The 22,851-nt window shown below is 73.5% G+C and carries 12 protein-coding genes and 1 pseudogene; 2 read left to right on the forward strand and 11 right to left on the reverse strand.

What is annotated here, in order from left to right; all coding sequences use genetic code 11:
- Positions 1-418: 418 nt before the first annotated feature.
- The 7 genes from ACGFQC_RS07775 to ACGFQC_RS07805 all read right to left on the reverse strand — a co-directional run bounded on the left by ACGFQC_RS07775 (position 419) and on the right by ACGFQC_RS07805 (position 13,643).
- Positions 419-2,032, reverse strand: a complete 1,614-nt coding sequence (locus ACGFQC_RS07775) for a succinic semialdehyde dehydrogenase (protein WP_363091208.1) — start codon at positions 2,030-2,032, stop codon at positions 419-421.
- Positions 2,033-2,178: 146 nt separating this feature from the next.
- Positions 2,179-2,949 (reverse strand): hypothetical protein, encoded by a 771-nt coding sequence (locus ACGFQC_RS07780; RefSeq protein WP_363091207.1) that lies wholly within the window; start codon positions 2,947-2,949, stop codon positions 2,179-2,181.
- A gap of 28 nt (positions 2,950-2,977) precedes the next feature.
- Complete coding sequence (locus ACGFQC_RS07785) at positions 2,978-4,771, reverse strand: serine/threonine-protein kinase (protein ID WP_363091206.1); 1,794 nt, start codon at positions 4,769-4,771, stop codon at positions 2,978-2,980.
- A gap of 91 nt (positions 4,772-4,862) precedes the next feature.
- Positions 4,863-6,497: a serine/threonine-protein kinase gene (locus ACGFQC_RS07790; RefSeq protein WP_363091205.1), complete on the reverse strand. Its 1,635-nt coding sequence runs from the start codon at positions 6,495-6,497 to the stop codon at positions 4,863-4,865.
- Positions 6,498-6,673: 176 nt separating this feature from the next.
- A complete protein-coding gene (locus ACGFQC_RS07795; RefSeq protein WP_363091204.1) occupies positions 6,674-8,494 on the reverse strand; it encodes a protein kinase in 1,821 nt (606 codons plus the stop codon).
- A gap of 168 nt (positions 8,495-8,662) precedes the next feature.
- Entirely contained in the window at positions 8,663-11,137 is a 2,475-nt protein-coding gene (locus ACGFQC_RS07800) for a protein kinase (RefSeq protein WP_363091203.1), read from the reverse strand.
- Positions 11,138-11,537: 400 nt separating this feature from the next.
- On the reverse strand, positions 11,538-13,643 hold the full coding sequence (locus ACGFQC_RS07805) for a serine/threonine-protein kinase (RefSeq protein WP_363091327.1): 2,106 nt from the start codon (positions 13,641-13,643) through the stop codon (positions 11,538-11,540).
- 321 nt (positions 13,644-13,964) lie between these two features.
- On the opposite strand from ACGFQC_RS07805, the pseudogene ACGFQC_RS07810 reads away from it, so the two are divergent.
- Positions 13,965-15,043, forward strand: a pseudogene (locus ACGFQC_RS07810) (serine hydrolase domain-containing protein).
- Positions 15,044-15,170: 127 nt separating this feature from the next.
- Here the strand turns inward: ACGFQC_RS07810 and ACGFQC_RS07815 are convergent.
- On the reverse strand, positions 15,171-16,877 hold the full coding sequence (locus tag ACGFQC_RS07815; RefSeq protein ID WP_363091202.1) for a glycerol-3-phosphate dehydrogenase/oxidase: 1,707 nt from the start codon (positions 16,875-16,877) through the stop codon (positions 15,171-15,173).
- A gap of 295 nt (positions 16,878-17,172) precedes the next feature.
- Here ACGFQC_RS07815 and ACGFQC_RS07820 point away from each other — a divergent pair, with 295 nt between their 5' ends.
- Positions 17,173-18,381: a nucleotide sugar dehydrogenase gene (locus tag ACGFQC_RS07820; RefSeq protein ID WP_363091201.1), complete on the forward strand. Its 1,209-nt coding sequence runs from the start codon at positions 17,173-17,175 to the stop codon at positions 18,379-18,381.
- 662 nt (positions 18,382-19,043) lie between these two features.
- Here ACGFQC_RS07820 and ACGFQC_RS07825 read toward each other — a convergent pair.
- The 3 genes from ACGFQC_RS07825 to ACGFQC_RS07835 form a co-directional block, all read right to left on the reverse strand.
- Complete coding sequence (locus ACGFQC_RS07825) at positions 19,044-20,168, reverse strand: GuaB3 family IMP dehydrogenase-related protein (protein ID WP_363089104.1); 1,125 nt, start codon at positions 20,166-20,168, stop codon at positions 19,044-19,046.
- Positions 20,169-20,272: 104 nt separating this feature from the next.
- A complete protein-coding gene (guaB, locus tag ACGFQC_RS07830; protein WP_363089103.1) occupies positions 20,273-21,775 on the reverse strand; it encodes an IMP dehydrogenase in 1,503 nt (500 codons plus the stop codon).
- A 265-nt stretch (positions 21,776-22,040) separates the two neighbouring features.
- Positions 22,041-22,628: a sigma-70 family RNA polymerase sigma factor gene (locus ACGFQC_RS07835; protein WP_363089102.1), complete on the reverse strand. Its 588-nt coding sequence runs from the start codon at positions 22,626-22,628 to the stop codon at positions 22,041-22,043.
- Positions 22,629-22,851: the final 223 nt, after the last annotated feature.

Consider the following 22,851-nt stretch of genomic DNA (forward strand, 5'->3'; position numbering starts at 1 on the left):
CGTCGGCATGGACGTCGGCATGGACGTCGGCGTCGGCGTGGGCGTGGGCGTGGGCGTGGGCGTGGGCGACGATGTCAGCCTCGGCCTCGGCCTTGGCGTCCTGGCGGCCGGGGCCGTCCTCGTCCCGGGGCTGGGCGGAGTTCTCCTGTGACACATGCTCTCCTCGTCGAGAACGGGTGCTGTCCAGTGCTGTGACCGGAAAGGTCTGCCGGAAAGCTCGCGGCGTCCGGTGCCGGGGGCTCCTCCCACGCCGTTCGGGCAGTGGGGGAGCATCTCAAGGCGGAGCATTGCCCGCGTACTGGATGTACTCGGATGCACTCGGGTGATGCGACGACGCGGCGCGGGGGTGCCCCCGGCCGAAGGCTGGGGGAGTGCCGGGCCGGGCGTCGCGAGCCGGTGAACCTTTCCGGTCACAGCACTAGCGGAAGCGGAGCGCCTTCATGAGGCGCAGGCTGCGGCTCATGAACTCCGCGTACTTCTCGTCGTCCATGCCCAGGGACGGCGCCATCGGCAGCAGTCGCTGCTGGGCCACCGTCTGGGCCTCGGTGTACTTGAGGATGCCCTCGGAGCCGTGGCGGCGGCCGAGGCCGGAGTCCTTCATGCCGCCCATGGGCGACTGGACGCTGCCGTAGGCGGGGGCGTAGCCCTCGTTGACGTTGACGGTGCCGGTGCGCAGGCGGGCGGCGACCGCGCGGCCGCGTCGGCCGTCCTTCGTCCAGACCGAGGAGTTCAGGCCGTACGGCGTCGCGTTGGCGCGTTCGACCGCCTCGTCGTCGGTCGTGAAGCGGTAGACCGAGACGACCGGGCCGAAGGTCTCCTCGCCGCACACGGACATCGGTTCCGTGACGCCGTCGAGGATCGTCGGCTCGAAGAAGTACGGGCCTATGTCCGGGCGGGCGACACCGCCGGCGACGACCCGGGCGCCCTGGGCGACGGCCTCCTCCACGTGCCGGGTCACGGTCTCCAGCTGGCGTTCGCCGACGAGGGAGCCCATGTCGGCGCCGTAGGCGAGGGAGGTCCCGAGGCGCATGGCCTTCGTGCGGGCGGCGAAGCGCTCCAGGAAGGCGTCGGCGATCGACTCGTGGACGTACAGCCGCTCGATGGAGATGCACAGCTGGCCGGCGGAGGAGAAGCAGGCGCGGACCGCTCCGGCGGCGGCCTTCTCGACGTCGGCGTCCTCCAGCACCAGCATGGCGTTCTTGCCGCCGAGTTCGAGGGACACGCCGACCAGGCGGGCGGCGGCACCCCGCGCGACCTCACGGCCGGTGCGGGTGGAGCCGGTGAAGGAGACGTAGTCGGCGTGCCGGACGACCTCGGGGCCCACGACCGGGCCCTCGCCGATGACGACCTGGAAGACCTCTGCGGGCAGCCCGGCCTCGATGAGCAGGTCGCGGGCCCACAGCGCGGTGAGGCAGGTCTCCGTGTCGGGTTTCATGACGACCGCGTTGCCCGCGACGAAGGCGGGCAGCGCGTCGCCGACGGAGAGTTCGAGCGGGTAGTTCCAGGGGGCGATCTGGCCGACGACCCCGCGCGGGTGACGCAGCTCGGTGACCTTGGTCAGCGTCGGCATGGCGCCCGCGTGCCGCTTCGGCCGCAGGTAGGCGGGGGCCTTGCGGCCGTAGTGGCGGGCGGCGACGGCGACCGCCTGCACCTCCTCGTGGGCGTGCAGGCGTGCCTTGCCGGTCTCCAGCTGGATCAGGTCGAGGACCTCGCCCTGGCGCTGGAGCACCAGGTCGTGGAAGCGCAACAGGACCGCGGCCCGTTCCCGCACCGGCACCTGCGCCCACACCGCCTGCGCGGCCCGGGCCTCGGCGAACGCCCGCTGCACGTCCTCGGGGATGGACTCGGGCAGGTCGGCGAGCTTCTCGCCGGTGAGCGGCGTGTGGTTCGCCGTGAGCCCGGAACCGGCGACGCCCTTGGTGAGGTGGGCGACGAGCTGGGGGGTCACCACGTCGGCGGCGGTACGGGCGCCGGTGGGGGTCGGGGCGAGGGGGTTGGTACCGGTCTTCTCCGGGGCCTGCGTGTCCGTCATGAGCCGCAGGGTATGACGTGGCGAACGCTTTTGGTACCCGTCGGTAACGGGGATTCACCGACCGCACACACGACGCCAGTGGTCACTGGCAACAAACCCGCTGATCAGCGGGTTGGCGTGACGGTTCCCCTTTCACGGTCCGTGCCCTACGGCACTCCGATCTGGAGCCGGTCGCGGGCCGCCGCGAAGACGGCCGTGCCCTGCTCCTCGTCCGCGGTGCCCTTCGGCATGTCGACCCGCAGCTCGTACGTCCGGCTGTCGTCGGCGAGCACGAACAGCTCCATCACGCGGGTCGGGGACGCGTCCGGGCCGTAGGTGGTGTCGGCGAGCGCCGCCTCGCGACCTCGGAAGACGGTCCGGGCCGTTTGCGTGCGCGCGTCCCCGCCGTGCCCGTCCCACGTCCCCCACGCCTCGGCCGCCCGTCCGAGCGGCGATGCCGGCGCCCTGTCCCATTGCGTGAGGCGTACGTCGACGGAGCCGGCCGAGCAGACCACCAGCCGCGGCTGCTCGCCGCCGCCACCGCCCTGCCGGGCCGACTCGCGGTACTCGGCGGGGAGGGAAAGGACGGCGCCCATCCCGGTCTCGCGGTGGGCGGTCCAGGCGGCCGGGGAGGCGGAGGCGGCCGGGGAGGCAGGGCCGGCCGGGGAGGCAGGGACGGCCGGGGAGGCGGGGACGGCCGGGGAGGCAGGGGCGGAGGCGGCCGGCTCACGGTAGAGGCGGTGGGCCGCACGGCGATGGGCCTCGTCACCGGGTTTCCCCGGCAACCGGGTTTCCTTGACGGCCACTTCGCGTTCCACCAGCAGGTCCCGGGCCCGCCACACGGTGCCCGTGACGCCGGATCCGATGCGTTCGAGCAGCATGTAACGCCCGCTGACGGTACGGCCGTTGGCGCCTCCGGGGTCCCCGTCGTCGCTCATGTCACATGACTACCACGAGCGTGGTCCGTCAGAGCTTGTCCACGTCGAGGTGGGCGATCGCCGTCCGCGCCACCTCCTGGCCCCGCTTCGTGAAGTCGCCCTTGCCGGGGTAGGCGACGGTGAGCTTGTACATGTCGCCGGCGGTGGACTTGTAGTACAGGGTCCGCATCTCGCGGGGGCGGGGGTCCTGGGTGTCGTCGGTGGTGTAGCGGACCGTGTTCTCGGCGGCCGGCCTGCCCCGGTACTCGGCGGTGGCGTTCGGTTCGGTCTTCGGCCCCTTCGGCATGTCGAGGGCGTAGCTGCCGTTGGTCTTGAAGTCGTCGTTGTCCTCGTACATCTCGGCGGCCGCGGAGTCCTTGATCCCGCCGCCGGTGTCCTCCGCCTTGCGGTCGACGGTCAGGACGATCGAGACGGCCCCGCTCGGGTCCGTGAAGCTGACCCAGTGGTCGTCGTCCGACTCCCGGTCCGGTGTGCCGATCACGTAGCCCTTCGGCACCGCCAGCGTCGCGGTGACGTCCTTCTGGGCGCTCGTCGTCCAGCCGGCGGGCAGCCCGCCGGCGGAGGGGTCGGCGACGATCAGCCAGGCCGTGACCGCGGCGGCGACGACCGCCGCCCCGAGCCCGGTCCAGAACAGCCTGGTGCCGACCCGCAGGCCCCAGCCGGCCCGTCCGGCACTGACCCTGACGGACCAGCCGCCGATCGGACCGGCCGCGGCTCCGGCTCCGGTGAGGCTCCCGGGTGCGGTGAGGCTCCCGGGTGCGGTCACCACCTGGGTGGGAGCCGGGGCGGGCGGGTTCGCGGCGCGCTCCAGCAGGGCGCGGACCTGCGCGGCCTGCGGGCGGCGGGCCGGATCCTTCTCCAGCAGGCCGTTGATGGCCTCGGCGAGCGGTCCCCGCGCGGCGGCGGGCGGCGCGGGCGCGGCGTTGAGGACGGACTGGAGGGTCGCCGGGGTGTTGCTGCGGCGGAACGGCGACACGCCCTCCGTCGCCGCGTACAGCACCACGCCCAGCGACCACAGGTCGGACGCCGGGCCGGGGCGCTGGCCCAGCACCCGCTCGGGCGCGATGAACTCGGGCGAGCCGACGAAGCCGCCGGTGTCGGTCAGGTTGGTCTCGCCCTCGATCTGGGCGATGCCGAAGTCGGTGAGGACGACCCGGTCGTGCCGCCCGAGCAGCACGTTGTCCGGCTTCACGTCCCGGTGCAGGATGCCCGCCGCGTGGGCGGCCTCCAGCGCGCCCAGCACCTCCAGGCCGACGCGGGCGGCCTCGCGCACGCCGAGCGTGCCCTCCTCCAGGGCGGCGCCGAGCGACCGCCCGTGGACCAGCTCCATGACGATCCACGGCTGCCCGTCGACGACCGCGACGTCATGGACGTTCACGACGGACGGATGGTCCAGCCGGGCCGCGGCCCGCGCCTCGCGCCGCATCCGCTCGAACGCGTTGGCCCGTTCACGTTCGGGAAGGTGGTCCGGTACGCGCGGCTCCTTGACGGCTACCTCCCGGTCCACCGTCTCGTCCTTGGCCCGCCACACCGTGCCCATGCCACCGTGCCCGAGCTTGGCGAGGAGCCGGTAGCGGCCGGCGATGAGCCGCCCGACGCCGTGCTCCCGAGGGGCGGGCGCGGCCTGGGCGGGCACCGCGTAGGGGTTGCCGGGCTGCGGGGCCGGCGCGTCGTGGGGCGCCTGCTGCGCCTGCGGAGGCTGCTGTGACTGGGGAGGCTGCTGTGACTGGGGAGGCTGCTGCGCCTGTGCCTGCCGAGGCGGTTGCAGAACAAAACTCGTGGTCTCGTCGGCCCCGTGGCCCGGTCCCCCGTTGTGGCTCATGCGTCCATCCATATCGCGCCACGCGGGCCGATATCCACCGGCGGCCCCCACCGGTCACAGACCCGTGACGCAGTCCGTCCCTTATCTCCGCTTATTCCGGTACGAGCGTGTCGACGGCCACGTCGAAGTACTCGCGCGCCTCCCGCTCCTTGCCGACCGGCGCCGAGACCCACACGTCGTACAGCCGCCCGCCGTCCTCCCAGCACAGGTCGTACGTGTGCCGGGCACCCTCCGCCGCGTCGAAGCCGTCCCAGGTGAACTCCCAGAGGGCTGCGGGCCGTCCGGCGCGCGTCGTCTCGGTGACGCGGCCGTCGCGGTAACCCGGGTTGGTGTCGGGACCCTCGCGCGCGGCGCGTTCCATCACCCCGAGCGGGCCGCCGGGCCGGGGCGCGCCGATCTTCACGCCGAGCCGGAAGATCTGCCCCGGGGACAGGTAGAAGACCCGTTCGCCCTGCGGATCCCGGGTGAACCCCTCCGGCACGGCGAGCGTGAACCCGGCCGGGTCGGCGACGACGCGGTAGCCGGAGGGCGCGCTGGGGCGGCTCCGGGACGGGGTGGCGGAAAGCGGGGTGGAGGGGGCGGGGGAAAGCGGGGTGGAGGGGGCGGGGTCGGACGTGCCGCTGGACGTCGTACCCGTCGCGCCGCCCGGTCTTCCAGGTCCTCCCGGCCCTCCCGGTGCCGAACTCGACGGCGTGCCGCCCCCGTCGCCGTCCCGGTCGAGCAGCAGCGCCGCCGACACGCCGGCGCCCGCCATCGCCGCCACCAGCAGCGCGGCCACCAGCGCGCCCCGCGTGGACCGCTCGCGGGGCGGGGGGTCCGAGGCGAGGCGGGCGGGCCGCTGACGCGGCAGGTCGGTCTGCGTGGGCGGGTACCCGGTCCGGCCGGCCGGCGTGCGCCCGGTGTCCAGGAAGGAGCGCAGCATCCGCTCGGCCCGCTCCGCGTCCAGCCGCCGGCCCGGATCCCGCTCCAGCAGCCCCCGCACGACGGGCAGGAGCGGCTCGGCCTGCGGAGGCGTACGGATGTCGGCGAAGACGACGGCGTGCAGGATGCCGCCGAGCGAGTCGCGGCGGAACGGCGACTCGCCGCTCAGCGCCGTGCACAGCAGCGCGCCCAGCGACCACAGGTCGGACGCGGGACCGGTCCGCTCCCCGGACATGCGTTCCGGCGCGGTGTACTCGGGCGAACCCACGAAGGAGCCCGTCTCGGTGAGGGTGGTGGCGCCGGCGACCTGCGCGATGCCGAAGTCGGTGAGGACGGCGCGGCCGGTGGCGGAGTCGACCAGGACGTTGGCGGGCTTGATGTCCCGGTGCAGCACCCCGGCCGCGTGTGCGGCGCGCAGTGCGCCGAGCAGGTCGGCGCCGATCCGGGCGGCCTCGCGCGGGTCGATCGGGCCCTGTTCGGCGATCCGGTCGGCGAGTGAGCCGCCCTCGATCAACTCCATGACGATGTAGGGCCGTTCGTCCTCGACGACGACGTCGTGCACCACGATGATGTGCGGGTGGCTGAGCTGGGCGACCGCGCGGGCCTCGCGCAGCGTCCGGTCGCGGCGGGCGCGGGCCTCCTCGACGGACAGGGAGTCGTCCTGGACCAGTTCCTTCACCGCGACACGCCGTCCCAGCAGGTGGTCCGTCGCCCGCCACACGATCCCCATGCCGCCCCGCCCGAGCCTCGCCTCCAGCCGGTAGCGGCCCGCGATGACCCGGACGGCGTCCCCCTCGGTCCCCATGCGCCCATCATGCCCCACCGGACGCCACGCCTCCGGGGCGCTGATCGGCCAAGTCACGCGCGGCACCGCCCCGCCGGGACGGAGGCGGGCTCACCCGGGCCAACCCGGGTCCACCGGGGCCCACCGTGCGGATCGGGCCGGACCTCGCGAGCCCGGTCTGATCATCGCGGGAGGTCTCAGGTTCCCGGCGGCTCCCGCCAGCTCTGCAGCACCGAGGTGAACTGCCGGGCGGTGAGCGCCCAGTCCTCGGCGGGCGAGGACATGTAGATGACGTACTCGGTTCCGTCGCGGGAGAAGTACGTCTCCTCGACCGCGTGCCGCGGGCCGGGGAAGTCCGTGTCCTTGGCGAGCGCGGTCCAGGTGTACTCCCACCGGGCGCCCTCGCGGTCGCGGTAGGTGTTCCGCTCGAGGGTGACCCGCTCGTAGTCGACCAGCCGCTGGAGCTGCTGTTCGAGGTCGAGCTGATGGGCGTACGGGTCGTCGAAGTCCGGGGACGTGTCGATGGCGATGCGGACGAAGTGCTCGCCGCCGTCGGGCGAGTAGTCGACCTGCTTGAGGTCGCCGTCGTCCTGGAACAGCTTCCGCTCCCAGGTCCGGGGCAGCGAGAGCCCGAACCCGAGGGGGTCGTCGATGTCCACCCAGGTGTCGGGGACGGCGCCCTGGTCCTTCTGCTTGCCGGTGCCGGTGGGGCTGGGGCTGGTGGTCGGCGAACCGGAGCCCTGCGTCGTGCCGTCGCCGCCCCAGGTCCGCATCGCCACCGCCGTACCGCCTCCGACCAGCGCGGCGACGACGACCACGAGCGCGAGGGTACGCAGCCTGCGGCGCCGGGGCGGCCGGCTCGGCGGGACCTGCCCGGCCGAGCCGATGGCGGTCGGGCCGATGGCGGTCGGGCCGGTGACGGGGTGGACGCGCGTCCCGGAGGCGGCCGGGACGGGAATGGCGGAGGCGGGGGTGGCGGAGGCGGGGGTTCCCGGCCCCGCGGCCGCCCCGGCGTACGGGCCGGGAGACGGGTACGGCGTGCCGCCGCCGTCCGTGCGGTGGGGCGCCCCGCCGGACGGTGTCCCGGTCTCCACTCCGTTCGCCCCAGCGGTCGCCGCGCCACCCTGGAGGCCCTGCCCCTGCTCCGGCCACGGTCCCGGCCCCGTGTACCGCGTCGGTACGTACGCCTGCGCCTCGTCGGGCCGGCGGCCCTCCGCCGCCTCCGCGAGCAGGCGTTCCGCACCGGCCGTGTCGGGCCGGGCGGCCGGGTCCTTGCGCAGCAGCGCGGTGATGACGGGGGCGAGCGGGCCTGCGTACCGCGGCTCGGCGGCCTCCTCCTCGACGACCGCCTGCATCGTGGACAGCGGCGAGGTACGGCGGAACGGCGAACGGCCCTCCACCGCCGTGTACAGCGTGGCGCCGAGCGCCCACAGGTCGGAGGACGGACCCGGGTCGTGGCCGCGGACGCGCTCGGGGGCGAGGAAGTCGACGGACCCGACGACCTCTCCGGTGCGGGTGATGGTGGTGTCGCCCTCGATCTGGGCGATCCCGAAGTCGGTGAGCAGGACCCGGCCGTCGTCGGCGAGCAGCACGTTGCCGGGCTTGACGTCGCGGTGCAGGACGCCCGCGGTGTGCGCGGCACGCAGGGCGCGCAGCACCCACAGGCCGATCCGGGCGGCCTCGGTCGGCTCGACCCGCCCGTCCGCCTTGACCGCGTCGGCCAGTGAACGGCCCTCGACCAGCTCCATCACGATCCAGGGGCGGCCGTCGTGTTCGAGTACGTCGTGCACGGTGACGACGGCGGAGTGGTTGATCCGCGCGGCGGCGCGGGCCTCGGCCCTGGTGCGCGCCAGCAGGACCGGACGGTCGCTCTCGGAGACGTAGAGCGCGGCGGTCAGCTCCTTGAGGGCGACGGACCGGTGCAGCAGGTCGTCGTGAGCGCGCCATACGCGGCCCATGCCGCCGCTGCCGATGGCGTCGACGAGCCGGTAACGGCCCGCGACGAGCAGGCCCTGCATCTGATTCACGTTGCCCCGCAATGCTCTTGACAGAGCCAGCGTAAAGACCGGCCCTCGTCCGGGGAACCTGCGGGGCGCCACGGAAACCGCACTGTGACGGTTGTCGCTTCCGCCCACGTGCGGGAACCAACGGCGCCCCGGCCACCGCGGGTGTCACCGAACGGTCGCTCAGCCCGTGTAGCGGTAGCTGGCCGACGCCTGCTCGAACAGCCGCGTCACCTCGTCCCGCTCGGCCTCCGGACCGCGCAACTGCACGACGTGGTACCGCCCGTCGAGGAGCAGCGCGACGTTGCGCACGAACAGCTCGCGCCCGTCGCCGCCGGTCCAGGTGAACTGCCCCTCGGCCGAGGTCCGTCCGCCGACCTGGATGGTCCGCAGCCCGGACGCGGTCGCCCAGCTGGAGTCGCGGTAGGGCTGCAACTCGCCCTCCTTCTCGCGCTGGTACACCATCGGATCGCTGCCGTACCGGGCGGCGGAGTCCCGTCCCGGCACCACGATCAGCTCGAAGCCCGCGTGGGTGTAGACGACCTGACCGCGCCCGTTCTTCGGGGTGCGGTCCCAGCCGTCGGCGACGGCGATCTGGAAGCCCTCGGCGTCCTTGCGCAGCGTGAAGCCGCCGGGCAGACCACCGGACTGCGTCTCGGTGCCCCCGGAGGCCGACGCGGAGGGGCTGTTGCCCGAGGCCGGAGGGCTGCCGTCGTCGGGCCGGGGCTCGCTGCTGGCGTCGGGGGCCGGGTTCGCCTGGCCCGCGGCACCGGTCCGCTCCGCACCGCCCGCGCTGCCGGTGCCCTCCTCGTCGGCCTTGGGCATGAACATCACGGCGTAGGCGACCGCCGCGGCCAACAGGAGCAGCACCAGCACGACCAGGGTGCGGCCCAGGCTGCGAGGTGAACGTCCTGTCTCCGGCCGGCCCCGCTTGTGCCGCGCGTGCGTCGCGGGCAGCCCCGCGCGCCGCCTGCGCACCAGCTCGCCCCTGCGGCGCACGATCGGCAGCCGGCGCGGGTCGGTGGGCGGTGCGGCGACGACGTACGTCCCCGCCTCGGGTTCGGGTGCCGAGCGCACCAGCGAACGCAGCCAGCCGCCCAGTTCCTCGAAGTCCAACCGGTCGGTGGGATCCTGACGCAGCAACGACTCCACGACCGGCCGCAGCGGCCCGCACTCCTCGGCGAAGGCGGGCGGTTCGGCGCACACCAGCTGCACCAGCTCGGCCGTCGACTCCTCCGGATAGGGGGCGTGTCCCTGCACGGCGCGGAACAGCAGCGCGCCGAGCGCCCACAGGTCGGTCGAGGGCCCGACGGGCGCGGCCAGTTGCCAGTTCTCGTGCACGGGACCGGCCTGCTCCGGCGCCCAGCGCTCGGTGACGGGCCCGACCACGGCCATCCGCGCCTGCCGCGCCCGTTCCGCGGCCGGCGCCGTGGCCGGCCCGCGCCGTGCGCCGGCTCCGGCGGCCGGCTCGTCCCAGCGCGACCCCACCGGTGCCCCGCCGCCGGTCTGCGCCGGCACGGGCACCGCGCCGGTCCCGAGCGGCCTCGGGCCGGTAGCGCCGCCCACGCCGTAGGGATCGGCGATCTGCCCGGAAGGCGCACCCCCCGCACCCCCCGCACCTCCCGGTTCCTGCTCCGGACCACTGCCGAGGGCGTACGGCGACGGCGCCACGCCGGCGATGCCCGGCCCGGTGCCGGTGTCGCCCCCGGCCGGGGTGCGGACGCCCGGCAACGCCGGCCGGCCGCCCTGCTGCGCCTCGTGCACCCGCGCCGCGGCCCGTGCGCCCGCGCGGTAGGCCGCGATCGCGCCGGCCCGCGCGGCACGGATGTCCCCGCCCGTCTCCATGGGCCGGCGAGCCACCGCCCCGGAGGCCCCGGGCGCAGGCTCGGCTCCCGCCGCGGGCAGCCCACCGGCGGCCCGCGCCTCGATCGCCGCCCGCCGCGCGGCCTCGGGATCCCCGCCGGCGGCGCTTTCCTGCCCGCGCTGCGGCTGCGGTCCCTGCCGCCGGTGCTCCTGTTCCTGCTCCTCGGTCACGGGCACCGGGTCGTACCCGCACAGTGCCTCTTCCGCCGCGCCGACCGCCAGCCCGGTCAGCATGACCCGGCCGTCGTCGCAGACGAGCACCGTGCGCGCGGTGATGTTGCGGTGCACCCAGCCGTGCGCGTGCAGCACCCGCAAGGCCATGAGCACGTCGGAGGCGACCTCCGCCGCCCGGTACGGCGTCAACGGCTTCTCGGCGAGCAGCGCCGCCAGCGGCCGGGCGGACACCAGTTCGCTGACCACCCAGAGGGAACCGCCCTCGGCGAACACGTCGAAGACCTGGTCGAGCCGTGGATGGTCGGGGATGCCCGCGGCGGCCTGCGCGGCCTCCACAGCCCGCCGTACGACGGGATCGACGGGCCGGCGCGTGCTGGCGCCCGGCCCAAAAGCATCCGCCGGCCGGCGTGCTCCGCGCTCCCGCGCGGTGAACCCCTCGGGCAGCCCTTCCGCGTCGAGCACCTCGGCCTCGACGACCTCGGGCAACGGCACCTGACGGACCAGGACTTCCTGCCCGCTGTAGGTGTCGAAGGCCCGGGTCTCGGTGAGTTCGTACTCGTCGGAGGGCGGCAACGGCAGGCGGTAGCGGTCGGCGAGTACCCGTCCCGCATAGTCGTCCACGACGCCTCCCCCGGCCGGCCGGTCGGTCACATCCGTTCGTCCCACGGGCCGTTCCAGCCGAATCAGGCCGGATCCAGCCGGACAGCTGGATGCGTACGGTCCGCAGCCATTCACGATACGTGCCGGAGGCAACCCGGAAAGAGGGGATGCCAGATCTCACGCGCCGAACACGTACCGAAACCCCGCCGGGGGCCCGCTGAAACCCCACCGAGGGCCCTCCGGAGACCTGCCGGAGGCCCTTCGAGGGCCTGCGGGCGCGGGCCCGACGCGGGCGGGACGTCGGCGGGCCCCGCCGGAAGCGGGGCCGGAAGCGTGGGCCGGACGCACGTCACGGCCACGCCGACGGACGAGCGGGGAGCCGCGGACGAGCGGGAGCCCCGGAGCCGCCCCGCCCAGAGCGCTACTTCTTCGGCGTGAACGTCTCCGTGAGCGTCTTCCAGGTGTTCTCCCGGAGATCGCCGTCCCACGCGGCGGCCTTCGCCGTGTACATGAGCGCATGGCCGAGCTGGTCGTCGACCACGAATCCGCGGTCGATCGTCCGGTACGCCGTCCCGCTCTCCGTGTAGGTGAACTCCCAGTCGGCCGTGTTCCAGCCGCGGTAGTCCACCTTCTCTATGCGGACCTTCTGGTACTGGGAGCGCTTCATGTAGCGCTCCTGGTTCTCCCAGTCCGCGACCGGGTCGTCCTTGGGCGTGGTCGTCCAGGCCACCAGCAGCTTCTGTCCCTCGGGCCCCGTGAAACGGTCCCCCGCGGCGCTCGTGGACTGGTACTTCCAGCCGGCGGGCAGCCCGATCGAGTAGCCCTGCTTCCCCTCGTGCGTCGTGACGGCCGCACCGGCGCCGGTGGCGGAGCCGCCCGAAGCGGCGCCGCCGGCCGTGGTGGTGCCGCTGGGCGAGCTGGTGCCGGAGGCCGAGCCGGTCGTCGCGGACTGCGACGCCGAGCCGTCGGTCCGTGTCCCGCCGTCCTCGTCCTCCTTGGTGCCGGCGGCGGCGCTGTCGCTGGCGACGGCCGAGGAACCACCGCCGGTCTTCGCGCCGTTCGCGTCGTCGTCGCCACCGCCGAGGGTGAGGGCCAGTACGGTGCCGAGGACGGCGAGCGCCACCACCACGGCGATGATCACCAGCGTCCGCTTCGGCACCACGTCGGTCAGCGGCGCCCTGGGCACGGGCCGCGGCGGCAGGTCCGGCGGCGTCATCACGGGCCACCCCGAACTGCGCCCGGCGGGCTGTCCGTTCGCCCCGCGAGCCTCCTGCCCCGTGGACCCGGGGCGGCCGGCCGCCCCGGTCGTGGTGCGGGTCACCGGCGCGGCGGCGGAGGCCGCGGTGGTGGTCGTCTTCCCGCGAGCGGTCCCCGCGGTCTTGGCGGCTGCCACGGCCGACGCCGAGGTGACGGCCCCGGTGGCCGCGCCGCCCCGCGTCTCCTCCTGCGTGCCCAGCGACGCCGAAGCGGACGACGCGTCGGCCGACTTGGCGCGGGCGGCGGCCGAGGTGGCCGCCCCGGCGGCGACCGCCGCCTTCCGCACGGACCGCAGGGCCCCGCGCAGTTTCTCCGCCGCCTCTCCCCCGGACGCGCCCGCCCGGCTCTGGGAGCTGTCCGGCTGCGCCGGCAACGGCACGAGCTTCGTCGCGTCCGCCGGCTCGGTCTCCCGGGACTCCGGCGCGTGGATCACCGCGTTGAGTTTCGCCCGCGCCCCGGTGTCGTCCAGCCGGTGCACCGGGTCCTTGGTGAGCAGGCCGTAGATGACGTCCCGCAGCGGACCCGCGTTCTTCGGCTCCTCCAGCGGCTCGGTCATCACCGCGGTGAGCGTCGCGATCGCGGAACCCTTGTCGTAGGGGGGTGTGCCCTCGACCGCCGCGTACAGCAGGCCGCCCAGCGACCACAGGTCGGCCGCCGGTCCCGGCTTGTGGCCGCGGGCGCGCTCCGGCGAGATGTAGGAGGGCGCGCCGACGAGCATGCCGGTCGAGGTGATGGACGGGTCGCCCTCGACCTGGGCGATGCCGAAGTCGGTGAGCACGACCCGTCCGTCCTCGGCGATCAGCACGTTCGACGGCTTCACGTCGCGGTGCAGGATGCCCTCGCGATGGGCCGACCGCAGTACGTCGAGGATCGCGAGCCCGACCTCCGCCGCGCGCCTCGGTTCCAGCACTCCGTCCTCACGGATGACCTCGGCGAGCGACTTGCCCTCGACGAGCTCCATCACGATCCACGGCCGGTCGTCCTCCTCGACCACGTCGAAGACCGTCACCGCGCTGTTGTTGCGGATCCGCGCGATGGCCTTGGCCTCACGCAGCGTCCGGGTGATCAGCCGGCGCTTCTCCTCGTCGTCGATGTTTCCCGGGAACCGCAGCTCCTTGACGGCGACCGTGCGTCCGAGGGTCTCGTCCTCGGCTCGCCACACCGTCCCCATGCCGCCGCGGCCGAGTACATCTCCCAGCCGGTACCGCCCGGCGAGGAGACGTGCGCTCTTGTCCTGACGGGATGCTCCCGCCCGCTCCGCCTCCGACATGCGTCCCCTCATGCAACCCGCCCTGACAGAGCCTTCATTGTCCCTCACCCGACAAGTGCCCGACGCCCAGGGTGCCCCTCACCACCCCTGAGGACCGGCTCATTTCGGCCAGAAGGGGCAGCAGTCTCCGGCCAACAGGCGGAATGAGCCCCGCCCGCTGCACCAAAAGTCCCTTCTGTGAGCCGGACGGCGACCGGGTACCCGGCACGAAGCCCACTCGGGACCCCGGCGCGAGACCTCCCCACCCACTCTGCATGATGGGCACATCAGGGACACGAAGTGGAAGAGAGAGGGAGGGAAAGGGAGGGAGAGAGCCCCGCGATCCGAGCGCTGCGCGGACTCCTGGCCGTCCCCGTGACCCTGGCCCTCCTGGGACCCGCCACAGCCGACTCCCACCCGAGCCCCACCCCCGGCGCCGGCACGACCTCCACCGCCGACACCGCCGACACCGCCGACTCCTTCCTGCCCCTGCTCCGCACCCGGGGCAAGGCCCCCGCCGCCCTGCCGGCCGGTGAAAAGAGCGGCACCCGCTACCCCGAGTCCGGCCCGGACATCTCCAGGTCCGACCACTTCCGGGCCGGCAGCGTCACCAAGACCTTCCTCGCGACCGGCATCCTCCAACTGGCCTTTGAACGAAGGCTGTCGCTCTCCGACCCGGTGGAGCGGCACCTGCCCGCCCTGGTGCGGGGAGCAGGCAACGACGGGCGCGCGCTACCCCTGCGTTCCCTGCCGAACCACACCAGCGGCCTGTACGACTTCGCCCGGGACACCGGCGGCATCCGCCCCGTCACCCCTGTTCAGGCCGTCCGTATCGCTCTCACCCACCCTCCGGCCGACCTCGGCCGCTACGCCTGCTCCAACACCGGCTACGTCCTGCTCGGCCTGGTCGTCACCCAGGTCACCGGCCGCCCCTACGCCACGGAGGCCGAATGGCGCATCCTCGATCCCCTCGGTCTGAACGGCACCTCCTTTCCCGGTTCCCGCACCTCTCCGCCCTCCCCCTCCACCGTCGCGCCTACGGCACGGACGGATCCGACGTCACCGGCCTCGACCCACGGGTGGCCGGGGCGGTGGGCGAGCTGGTGACGGCCCTCGCCGACCTGAACCGCTTCTGCTCCGCCCTCCTGGGCGGCGAACTGCTCCCCCCTCGCTGACGGAGGGAGATGCTCGACACCCGCACCGCACACGGCTCGTACGGCTTGGGGCTGATTCCGGCGCGCCTGCCCTGCGGAGTGACCGTGTGGGGGCACAACGGCCGGATCCAGGGCAGCTACATGCGCACCGCGGCCACCGTCGACGGCCGTCATGTCCTCACCTTCCGCGTGAACACGACGGCGATGGCGGACCCCGACCTCGAACCGGCCCTGCTCGCCGCCGAGTTCCGCCCTCGCACCTCTTAGAACGGACAGGCCCCGAACGGAGATCCCGACCGGCGACACTCGTTCGAGTGAAGCAGTGTGCGGCCCCACCGGGCCGGCCTCACGCGCGGGACCGCGGGGACCCTGCAACGGCACGATGTCCAGGGCCCTACAACGGCACGATGTCCGGCGCCCCCAGCCGCGCCGCGTCCGCCGTGAGGTCGTCGGGCTGCCGTTGCGACTCCCGTTCGGCCTCCACCCGCTTCTCGTAGTGCTCGACCTCACGCTCGATCTGGCCCTTGTCCCAGCCGAGGACCGGCGCCATCAGTTCCGCCGCCTCCCGGGCGCTGCGGGCGCCCCGGTCGAAGGTCTCGATGGAGATGCGGGTGCGCCGGGTCAGCACGTCGTCCAGGTGCCGCGCCCCCTCGTGCGAGGCGGCGTAGACGATCTCGGCGCGCAGGTAGTCGTCGGCCGCGTGGAGCGGCTCGCCGAGTGTCGGGTCCTCGGCGACGAGTTCGAGGAGTTCCTCGGTCATCGAGCCGTACCGGTTCAGCAGGTGCTCGACGCGCACCACGTGCAGCCCGGTCCGGGCGGCGATGCGCGCCCGCGCGTTCCACAGCGCCCGGTAGCCCTCCGCGCCCAGCAGCGGCACGTCCTCCGTGACGCACTCGGCGACCCGCAGGTCGAGGCCGTGCACCGCCGCGTCGACGGCGTCCTTGGCCATCACCCGGTACGTCGTGTACTTGCCGCCCGCCACCACGACGAGCCCGGGTACGGGGTGGGCGACGGTGTGCTCGCGGGAGAGCTTGCTGGTGGCGTCCGACTCGCCGGCGAGCAGCGGGCGCAGCCCGGCGTAGACGCCCTCGACGTCGTCCCGGGTGAGCGGTACCGCCAGGACGGAGTTCACGTGCTCCAGCACGTAGTCGATGTCGGCGCTGGAGGCGGCCGGGTGGGCCTTGTCGAGGTCCCAGTCGGTGTCGGTGGTGCCGACGATCCAGTGCCGGCCCCAGGGGATGACGAACAGCACGGACTTCTCGGTGCGGAGGATGAGGCCCGTGGAGGAGTGGATGCGGTCCTTGGGCACGACGAGGTGGACGCCCTTGGAGGCCCGGACGTGGAACTGTCCCCGCTCCCCCACCATCGACTGCGTGTCGTCGGTCCACACGCCCGTGGCGTTGACGACCTGACGGGCGCGGATCTCGTACTCCCCACCGCTCTCGGCGTCCTGGACGCGCGCACCCACGACCCGCTCGCCCTCGCGCAGGAAGGCCATCACGCGCGCGCGGTTGGCGGTCTTCGCGCCGTACGCCGCCGCCGTGCGCACCAGGGTGGCGACATGGCGGGCGTCGTCCACCTGGGCGTCGTAGTACTGAAGGGCTCCGACGAGCGCGTCCTTCTTCAAGGCGGGTGCGACACGCAGGGCGTGACGGCGGCTCAGGTGACGATGGGTCGGCAGGCCCCTGCCGTGGCTCCGGGCCATCGACATCGCGTCGTAGAGCGCGACACCCGAACCGGCGTACAGCCGCTCCCAGCCCTTGTGCTGGAGCGGGTAGAGGAACGGCACCGGCTTGACCAGGTGCGGAGCCAACCGCTCCAGCATCAGTCCGCGCTCCTTCAGCGCCTCCCGGACGAGGGCGAAGTCGAGCATCTCCAGATAGCGCAGCCCGCCGTGGATCAGCTTGCTCGACCTGCTCGATGTGCCCGACGCCCAGTCCCGCGCCTCGACCAACCCCGTGGACAGGCCGCGGGTGACGGCGTCGAGGGCGGTGCCCGCGCCGACCACCCCGCCTCCCACGACCAGCACGTCCAGCTCGCGCTCGGCCATGGCCGCGAGTGACTCGGCTCGCTGCGCCGGCCCCAGTGTCGCTGTCCTCACCGCTGCCTCCCGCTGTCGGTCGCGCCGGCCGCACCGCCTTCAGGGCGCGGCCCGGCCCGTATCCCCCATGCCCCAATGGTGACCGTGTTGCCCGACTTCAGCCACCACTCGCCCCCAGACTGTGGACAACCCCCACGAAAGCCCACCCGTCCACGGCCGGCCTGCCGGAAAACGCAGCCGATCAATCCCACAAATCGGTCATATTTACTCCTAGTCTGACATTGCGCTCGCCCGTCCTGTCCACAGGGCTTGCGCACCTGTCCCGCTTCGGTTACTGGGAAGGACGGCCCACGCCATGCCCGCAGATCTCGCCGTCATCGGACTCGGCCCGCTCGGCCTGCCCCTGGCCCAGGCCGCCGTGGCCGCCGGCATCCCCACGCTCGGCTACCGCACCGGACCAGAGCCCGGCTCCCTGAGCCCCGCCGAACTGCGCCGGATGCTCTCGGGGGGTTTCCGGCCGGCCACCGACCCGGCCGAACTGGGCCGGGTACGCACCGCCGTCATCTGCGCCCCCGCGCCGCGCGACGCCGACGGCGGGCCCGACCTGAGCCAGGTGGAGGCGGCCGCCCGCACCCTGGCCGGACACCTGCGCCCGCACACCACCGTGATCCTGGAGTCGCCGGTTCCTCCGGGGACGACCGAGGAGTTCCTGCGGCCGCTCCTGGAGGAGATGTCCGGCCTGCGCGCGGGCCGCGACTTCCACCTCGCGTACTCCCCCAGCCGGGTCGACCCCGGCCGCCGTGATTTCACGCCCGCCAACACTCCGCAGGTCATCGGCGGCCTCACCCCCGCCTGCACCGAGTCCGCCGCCGCCTTCTACGGCCGTCTCACCGACAAGGTGGTACGCGCGCGTGGCCTCAGGGAGGCCGAGACGGTGACCCTCCTGGAGACCAACTTCCGGCACGTCAACATGGCCCTCGTCAACGAGATGGCCGTCCTCTGCAACGACCTGGGTGTGGACCTCTGGGACGTCATCCGGTGCGCCGAGACCAAGCCGTTCGGCTTCCAGGCCTTCCGCCCCGGCCCCGGCGTCGGCGGCCACTCCGTGCCCCTGGACCGCACCGGCCACCACGGCAGTCCCCTGCGCATGGTGGAACTCGCCCAGCAGGTCAACAGCCGCATGCCCCGCTACGTCGTCCAGCGTGCCGCCACCCTCCTCAACGAGTACGGCAAGTCGGCGCGGGGCGCGCGCGTGCTGCTGCTCGGCGTCACCTACAAGGCCGACCTCGCCGACCAGCAGGGCACCCCCGCCCGGGAGATCGCGATCCGCCTGATGGAACTCGGCGCGGCCGTCAGCTACCACGACCCGCACGTCCCCTCCTGGAGCGTCCTGGACCGCCCGGTCCCCCGCGCCGACTCCCTGTACGAGGCCGCCGCCGACGCCGACCTGACGATCCTGCTCCAGCAGCACCGGACGTACGACCTCCAGGGCCTGTCGGTGAAGGCACAGCTGCTGCTCGACACGCGGGGGGCCACGCCGACGGGGGCGGCGCACCGGTTGTGAGCCGGGGCGCACCAGGCGGACCCGGGCTCCAAAGGCTGGTGGCGTACGGCACGGCACGCCGGTACCGTACGAACAGGTGGCGCCCACCGCAGTGGCCTCTGCGGCAGGCGCCTGATGGATCACGGAGTGTCCGCCCCTAGTCTGTGTGGGGGCGGCCGCTCACCATCCGAAAAGCCGCAAGATCCACCTCCTCCGGCACTGCACCGTCCGGAGACGGATGCGGTCCCAGCGGGTGGGCTTGCGGTGGCGTCCCATGGGCGCCCCCTTCCACGACGCCGCCCGGTGGACGGCTCGTTCAGGAAATCGGGCCGGGCCCCGAGGGCTCGGGTCCGGAACCATGTCCTTGGAAGGGGGGCACCCCACACGACTGGGTCGCCGATCCGGACGCCACCGTCCGCAACACCCCTGACCAGCCCGCATTCGCCCCGAAGGCAACCGTGCGCCCCGCCCCGCGCCTCGCGCCCCCACACCCCCGCGCCCGTCCGGGCATGCGAAAGGGGCCGGGGGGGGGGGCCCCCCCGGGGGGCCCCCCCCCCCCCCCCCCCCCCCCCCCCCCCCCCCCCCCCCCCCCCCCCGCCCCCCGGGGGGGGGGGGGGGGGGGGGCCGGCCGCCCGCCCCCCCCCCCCCCCCCCCGGCCCCTACCGATGCCGAGACCGCGCGGTCTACCGCCGGTGCACCGAGTCCGCCACCGTCACCTCGACGCGCTGGAACTCCTTCAGCTCGCTGTAACCGGTGGTGGACATGGCGCGGCGCAGGGCGCCGAAGAAGTTCATCGAGCCGTCCGGCGTGTGGGACGGGCCGGTGAGGACCTCCTCGATGGTGCCGACCGTGCCGAGGTCGACCTTCTGGCCGCGCGGCAGCTCCTCGTTGACGGCCTCCATGCCCCAGTGGTGGCCACGGCCGGGCGCGTCGGTCGCGCGCGCGAGCGGGGAGCCCATCATCACCGCGTCGGCGCCGCAGGCGACGGCCTTGGGCAGGTCGCCGGACCAGCCGACGCCGCCGTCCGCGATCACGTGCACGTACCGGCCGCCGGACTCGTCCATGTAGTCGCGGCGCGCGGCGGCGACATCGGCCACCGCCGTCGCCATCGGGACCTGGATGCCGAGCACGTTGCGCGTGGTGTGCGCCGCGCCGCCGCCGAAGCCGACGAGGACGCCCGCCGCGCCCGTGCGCATCAGGTGCAGGGCCGCCGTGTAGGTGGCGCAGCCACCGACGATGACCGGGACGTCGAGTTCGTAGATGAACTGCTTCAGGTTCAGCGGCTCGTGCGAGCCGGAGACGTGCTCCGCGGAGACCGTGGTGCCGCGGATGACGAAGATGTCCACGCCGGCGTCGACGACGGCCTTGGAGAACTGGGCCGTGCGCTGCGGGGAGAGCGCGGCGGCGGTGACCACGCCCGAGTCGCGCACCTCCTTGATGCGCTGCCCGATCAGCTCTTCCTTGATCGGCGCGGAGTAGATCTCCTGGAGCCGGCGGGTCGCCTGGTCGACGGGCAGCTCGGCGATCTCGTCCAGCAGCGGCTGCGGGTCCTCGTACCGCGTCCACAGGCCCTCGAGGTTGAGCACGCCCAGGCCGCCCAGCTCGCCGATGCGGATCGCGGTGGCCGGGGAGACGACGGAGTCCATGGGGGCGGCCAGGAACGGCAGCTCGAAACGGTAGGCGTCGATCTGCCAGGCGATCGAGACCTCCTTCGGGTCCCGCGTACGGCGGCTGGGGACGACGGCGATGTCGTCGAATGCGTACGCCCGGCGGCCGCGCTTGCCGCGCCCGATCTCGATCTCAGTCACGTGTGTGGCCTTTCCCTGATGCGTTGCAGCGTCTTCCAGTATCGCCGACGGGCACGGCGAAGGCGGCCCCGGAGGTTCCGGGGCCGCCTGGGAATCCCGTGCGGCTACTTGCTGCTGTAGTTGGGTGCCTCGACCGTCATCTGGATGTCGTGCGGGTGGCTCTCCTTGAGACCCGCGGAGGTGATCCGGACGAAACGGCCCTTGGACTCCATCTCCTCGATGGTGGCGGCGCCCACGTAGCCCATGGTCTGGCGCAGGCCGCCGACGAGCTGGTGCAGCACGTTGCCGAGCGGGCCGCGGTAGGGCACCTGGCCCTCGATGCCCTCGGGCACGAGCTTGTCGTCGGCCGCGACCTCCGCCTGGAAGTAGCGGTCCTTGGAGTACGACTTGCCCTGGCCGCGGGACTGCATGGCGCCCAGCGAGCCCATGCCGCGGTAGGACTTGAACTGCTTGCCGTTGATGAACTGCAGCTCGCCCGGGGACTCCTCGCAGCCCGCGAGGAGGCTGCCCAGCATCACCGTGTCGGCGCCGGCGGCCAGCGCCTTGCCGATGTCGCCGGAGTACTGCAGGCCGCCGTCGCCGATCAGCGGGATGCCCGCCGGACGTGCGGCGAGGGACGCCTCGTAGATGGCGGTGACCTGCGGGACGCCGATGCCGGCGACCACGCGGGTGGTGCAGATCGAGCCGGGTCCGACGCCGACCTTGATGCCGTCGACGCCGGCGTCGATCAGGGCCTGGGCGCCGTCACGGGTGGCGACGTTGCCGCCGATCACGTCGACGCGCACGCTCGACTTGATCTTCGCCATCCAGGCGAGGGCGTTGCTGTTGTGGCCGTGGGAGGTGTCGACGACCAGGAAGTCCACGCCGGCCTCGGCGAGGGCCTGGGCGCGCTCCAGCGCCTCGGGGCTGGCGCCGACGGCGGCGCCGACGAGCAGCCGGCCCTCGGCGTCCTTGGCGGCCCGGGGGTACTGCTCGGCCTTGACGAAGTCCTTGACCGTGATGAGGCCCTTGAGGACACCCGCCTCGTCGACCAGCGGAAGCTTCTCGATCTTGTGGCGGCGCAGCAGCTCCATGGCGTCCGTGCCGGAGATGCCGACATGGCCGGTGACGAGCGGCATCGGGGTCATGACCTCACGCACCTGACGGGTGCGGTCCGACTCGAAGGCCATGTCGCGGTTGGTGACGATGCCGAGGAGCTTGCCGCCGCCGTCGGTCACCGGGACGCCGCTGATGCGGAACTTGGCGCACAGCGCGTCGGCCTCGGCCAGCGTGGCGTCCGGGTGCACCGTGATGGGGTCGGTGACCATGCCCGACTCCGAGCGCTTCACCAGGTCGACCTGGTTGACCTGGTCCTCGATGGAGAGGTTGCGGTGCAGCACGCCGACGCCGCCCTGGCGGGCCATCGCGATGGCCATGCGGGACTCGGTCACCTTGTCCATCGCCGCCGAGAGCAGCGGGATGTTGACGCGCACATTGCGGGAGATGCGGGACGAGGTGTCGACCGCGTTGGGGAGCACCTCGGATGCGCCCGGCAGCAGCAGCACGTCGTCGTAGGTGAGCCCGAGGGTCGCGAATTTGGCGGGCACTCCGTCGACGTTGGCAGTCATGACACCTTCCCCAAATGGCCTTGATCGGTGCGGATGTCCATGCTAACGGGAAGCGCACCCCCGGAATTCCACGCTCCGCGTGACTCCGGGCTTCGTATGTTCGTACGGCAGCGGCGCTCGGCCCGTTCAGCGGGCGGGCCGTCGGCACCCGTCGGGCGAACGGGCCGCCGTCCCTGTCCAGCCTAGGCTCCTCGGCCGGTCCGGCGTCGGCCCCGCTGTCGGGTTCGTTCGGGGAACGGTGGCGGGGCACGGCGTGGCGGCGGTGCTACTGCTCGGCGAGGGCCCGCAGTCTGCTCAGCGCGCGGTGCTGGGCCACGCGCACGGCCCCGGGTGACATTCCCAACATCTGGCCGGTCTCCTCCGCGGTGAGGCCCACCGCGATGCGCAGCAGGAGCAGTTCCCGCTGGTTATCGGGCAGGTTGGCCAGCAGTTTCTTCGCCCATTCGGCGTCGCTGCTCAGCAGGGCCCGTTCCTCCGGGCCGAGGGAGTCGTCGGGGCGTTCCGGCATCTCGTCGGAGGGGACCGCCGTGGAGCCGGGGTGGCGCATCGCCGCGCGCTGGAGGTCGGCGACCTTGTGGGCGGCGATGGCGAAGACGAAGGCCTCGAAGGGACGGCCCGTGTCCTTGTAGCGAGGAAGGGCGAGGAGGACGGCCACGCAGACCTCCTGCGCGAGGTCCTCCACGAAGTGGCGCGCGTCACCGGGGAGCCGGGACAGGCGGGTGCGGCAGTAACGCAGGGCGAGGGGGTGGACGTGAGCCAGCAGGTCGTGTGTGGCCTGCTCGTCGCCGTCCACCGCGCGATGCACCAGTCCGCCGATCGCCCCGGGGGCACGGACCGCATCGTCTTCGCGCATCGGTCCATGGTGCACTGCGGCCGGACCGGCCGCGGCACCGTGCCCTTCGTTGTGCACCGAAGCGTTATGAGCAGGTGCGCCGGAACTCATCCCCTGCGCCCTCCCGTCCCGCTCGACCGACTCGTCCCCGAGGAACTCCACACCTCAAGGATGCGGCATCCGCGGCGAAACGAGCAGCGGGCATCCGGCGAGGTGCTGCGCCGCCGCCGGCCACCGACCGGCC

It is taken from the genome of Streptomyces sp. NPDC048734, assembly GCF_043198675.1.
Lineage (GTDB): Bacteria > Actinomycetota > Actinomycetes > Streptomycetales > Streptomycetaceae > Streptomyces.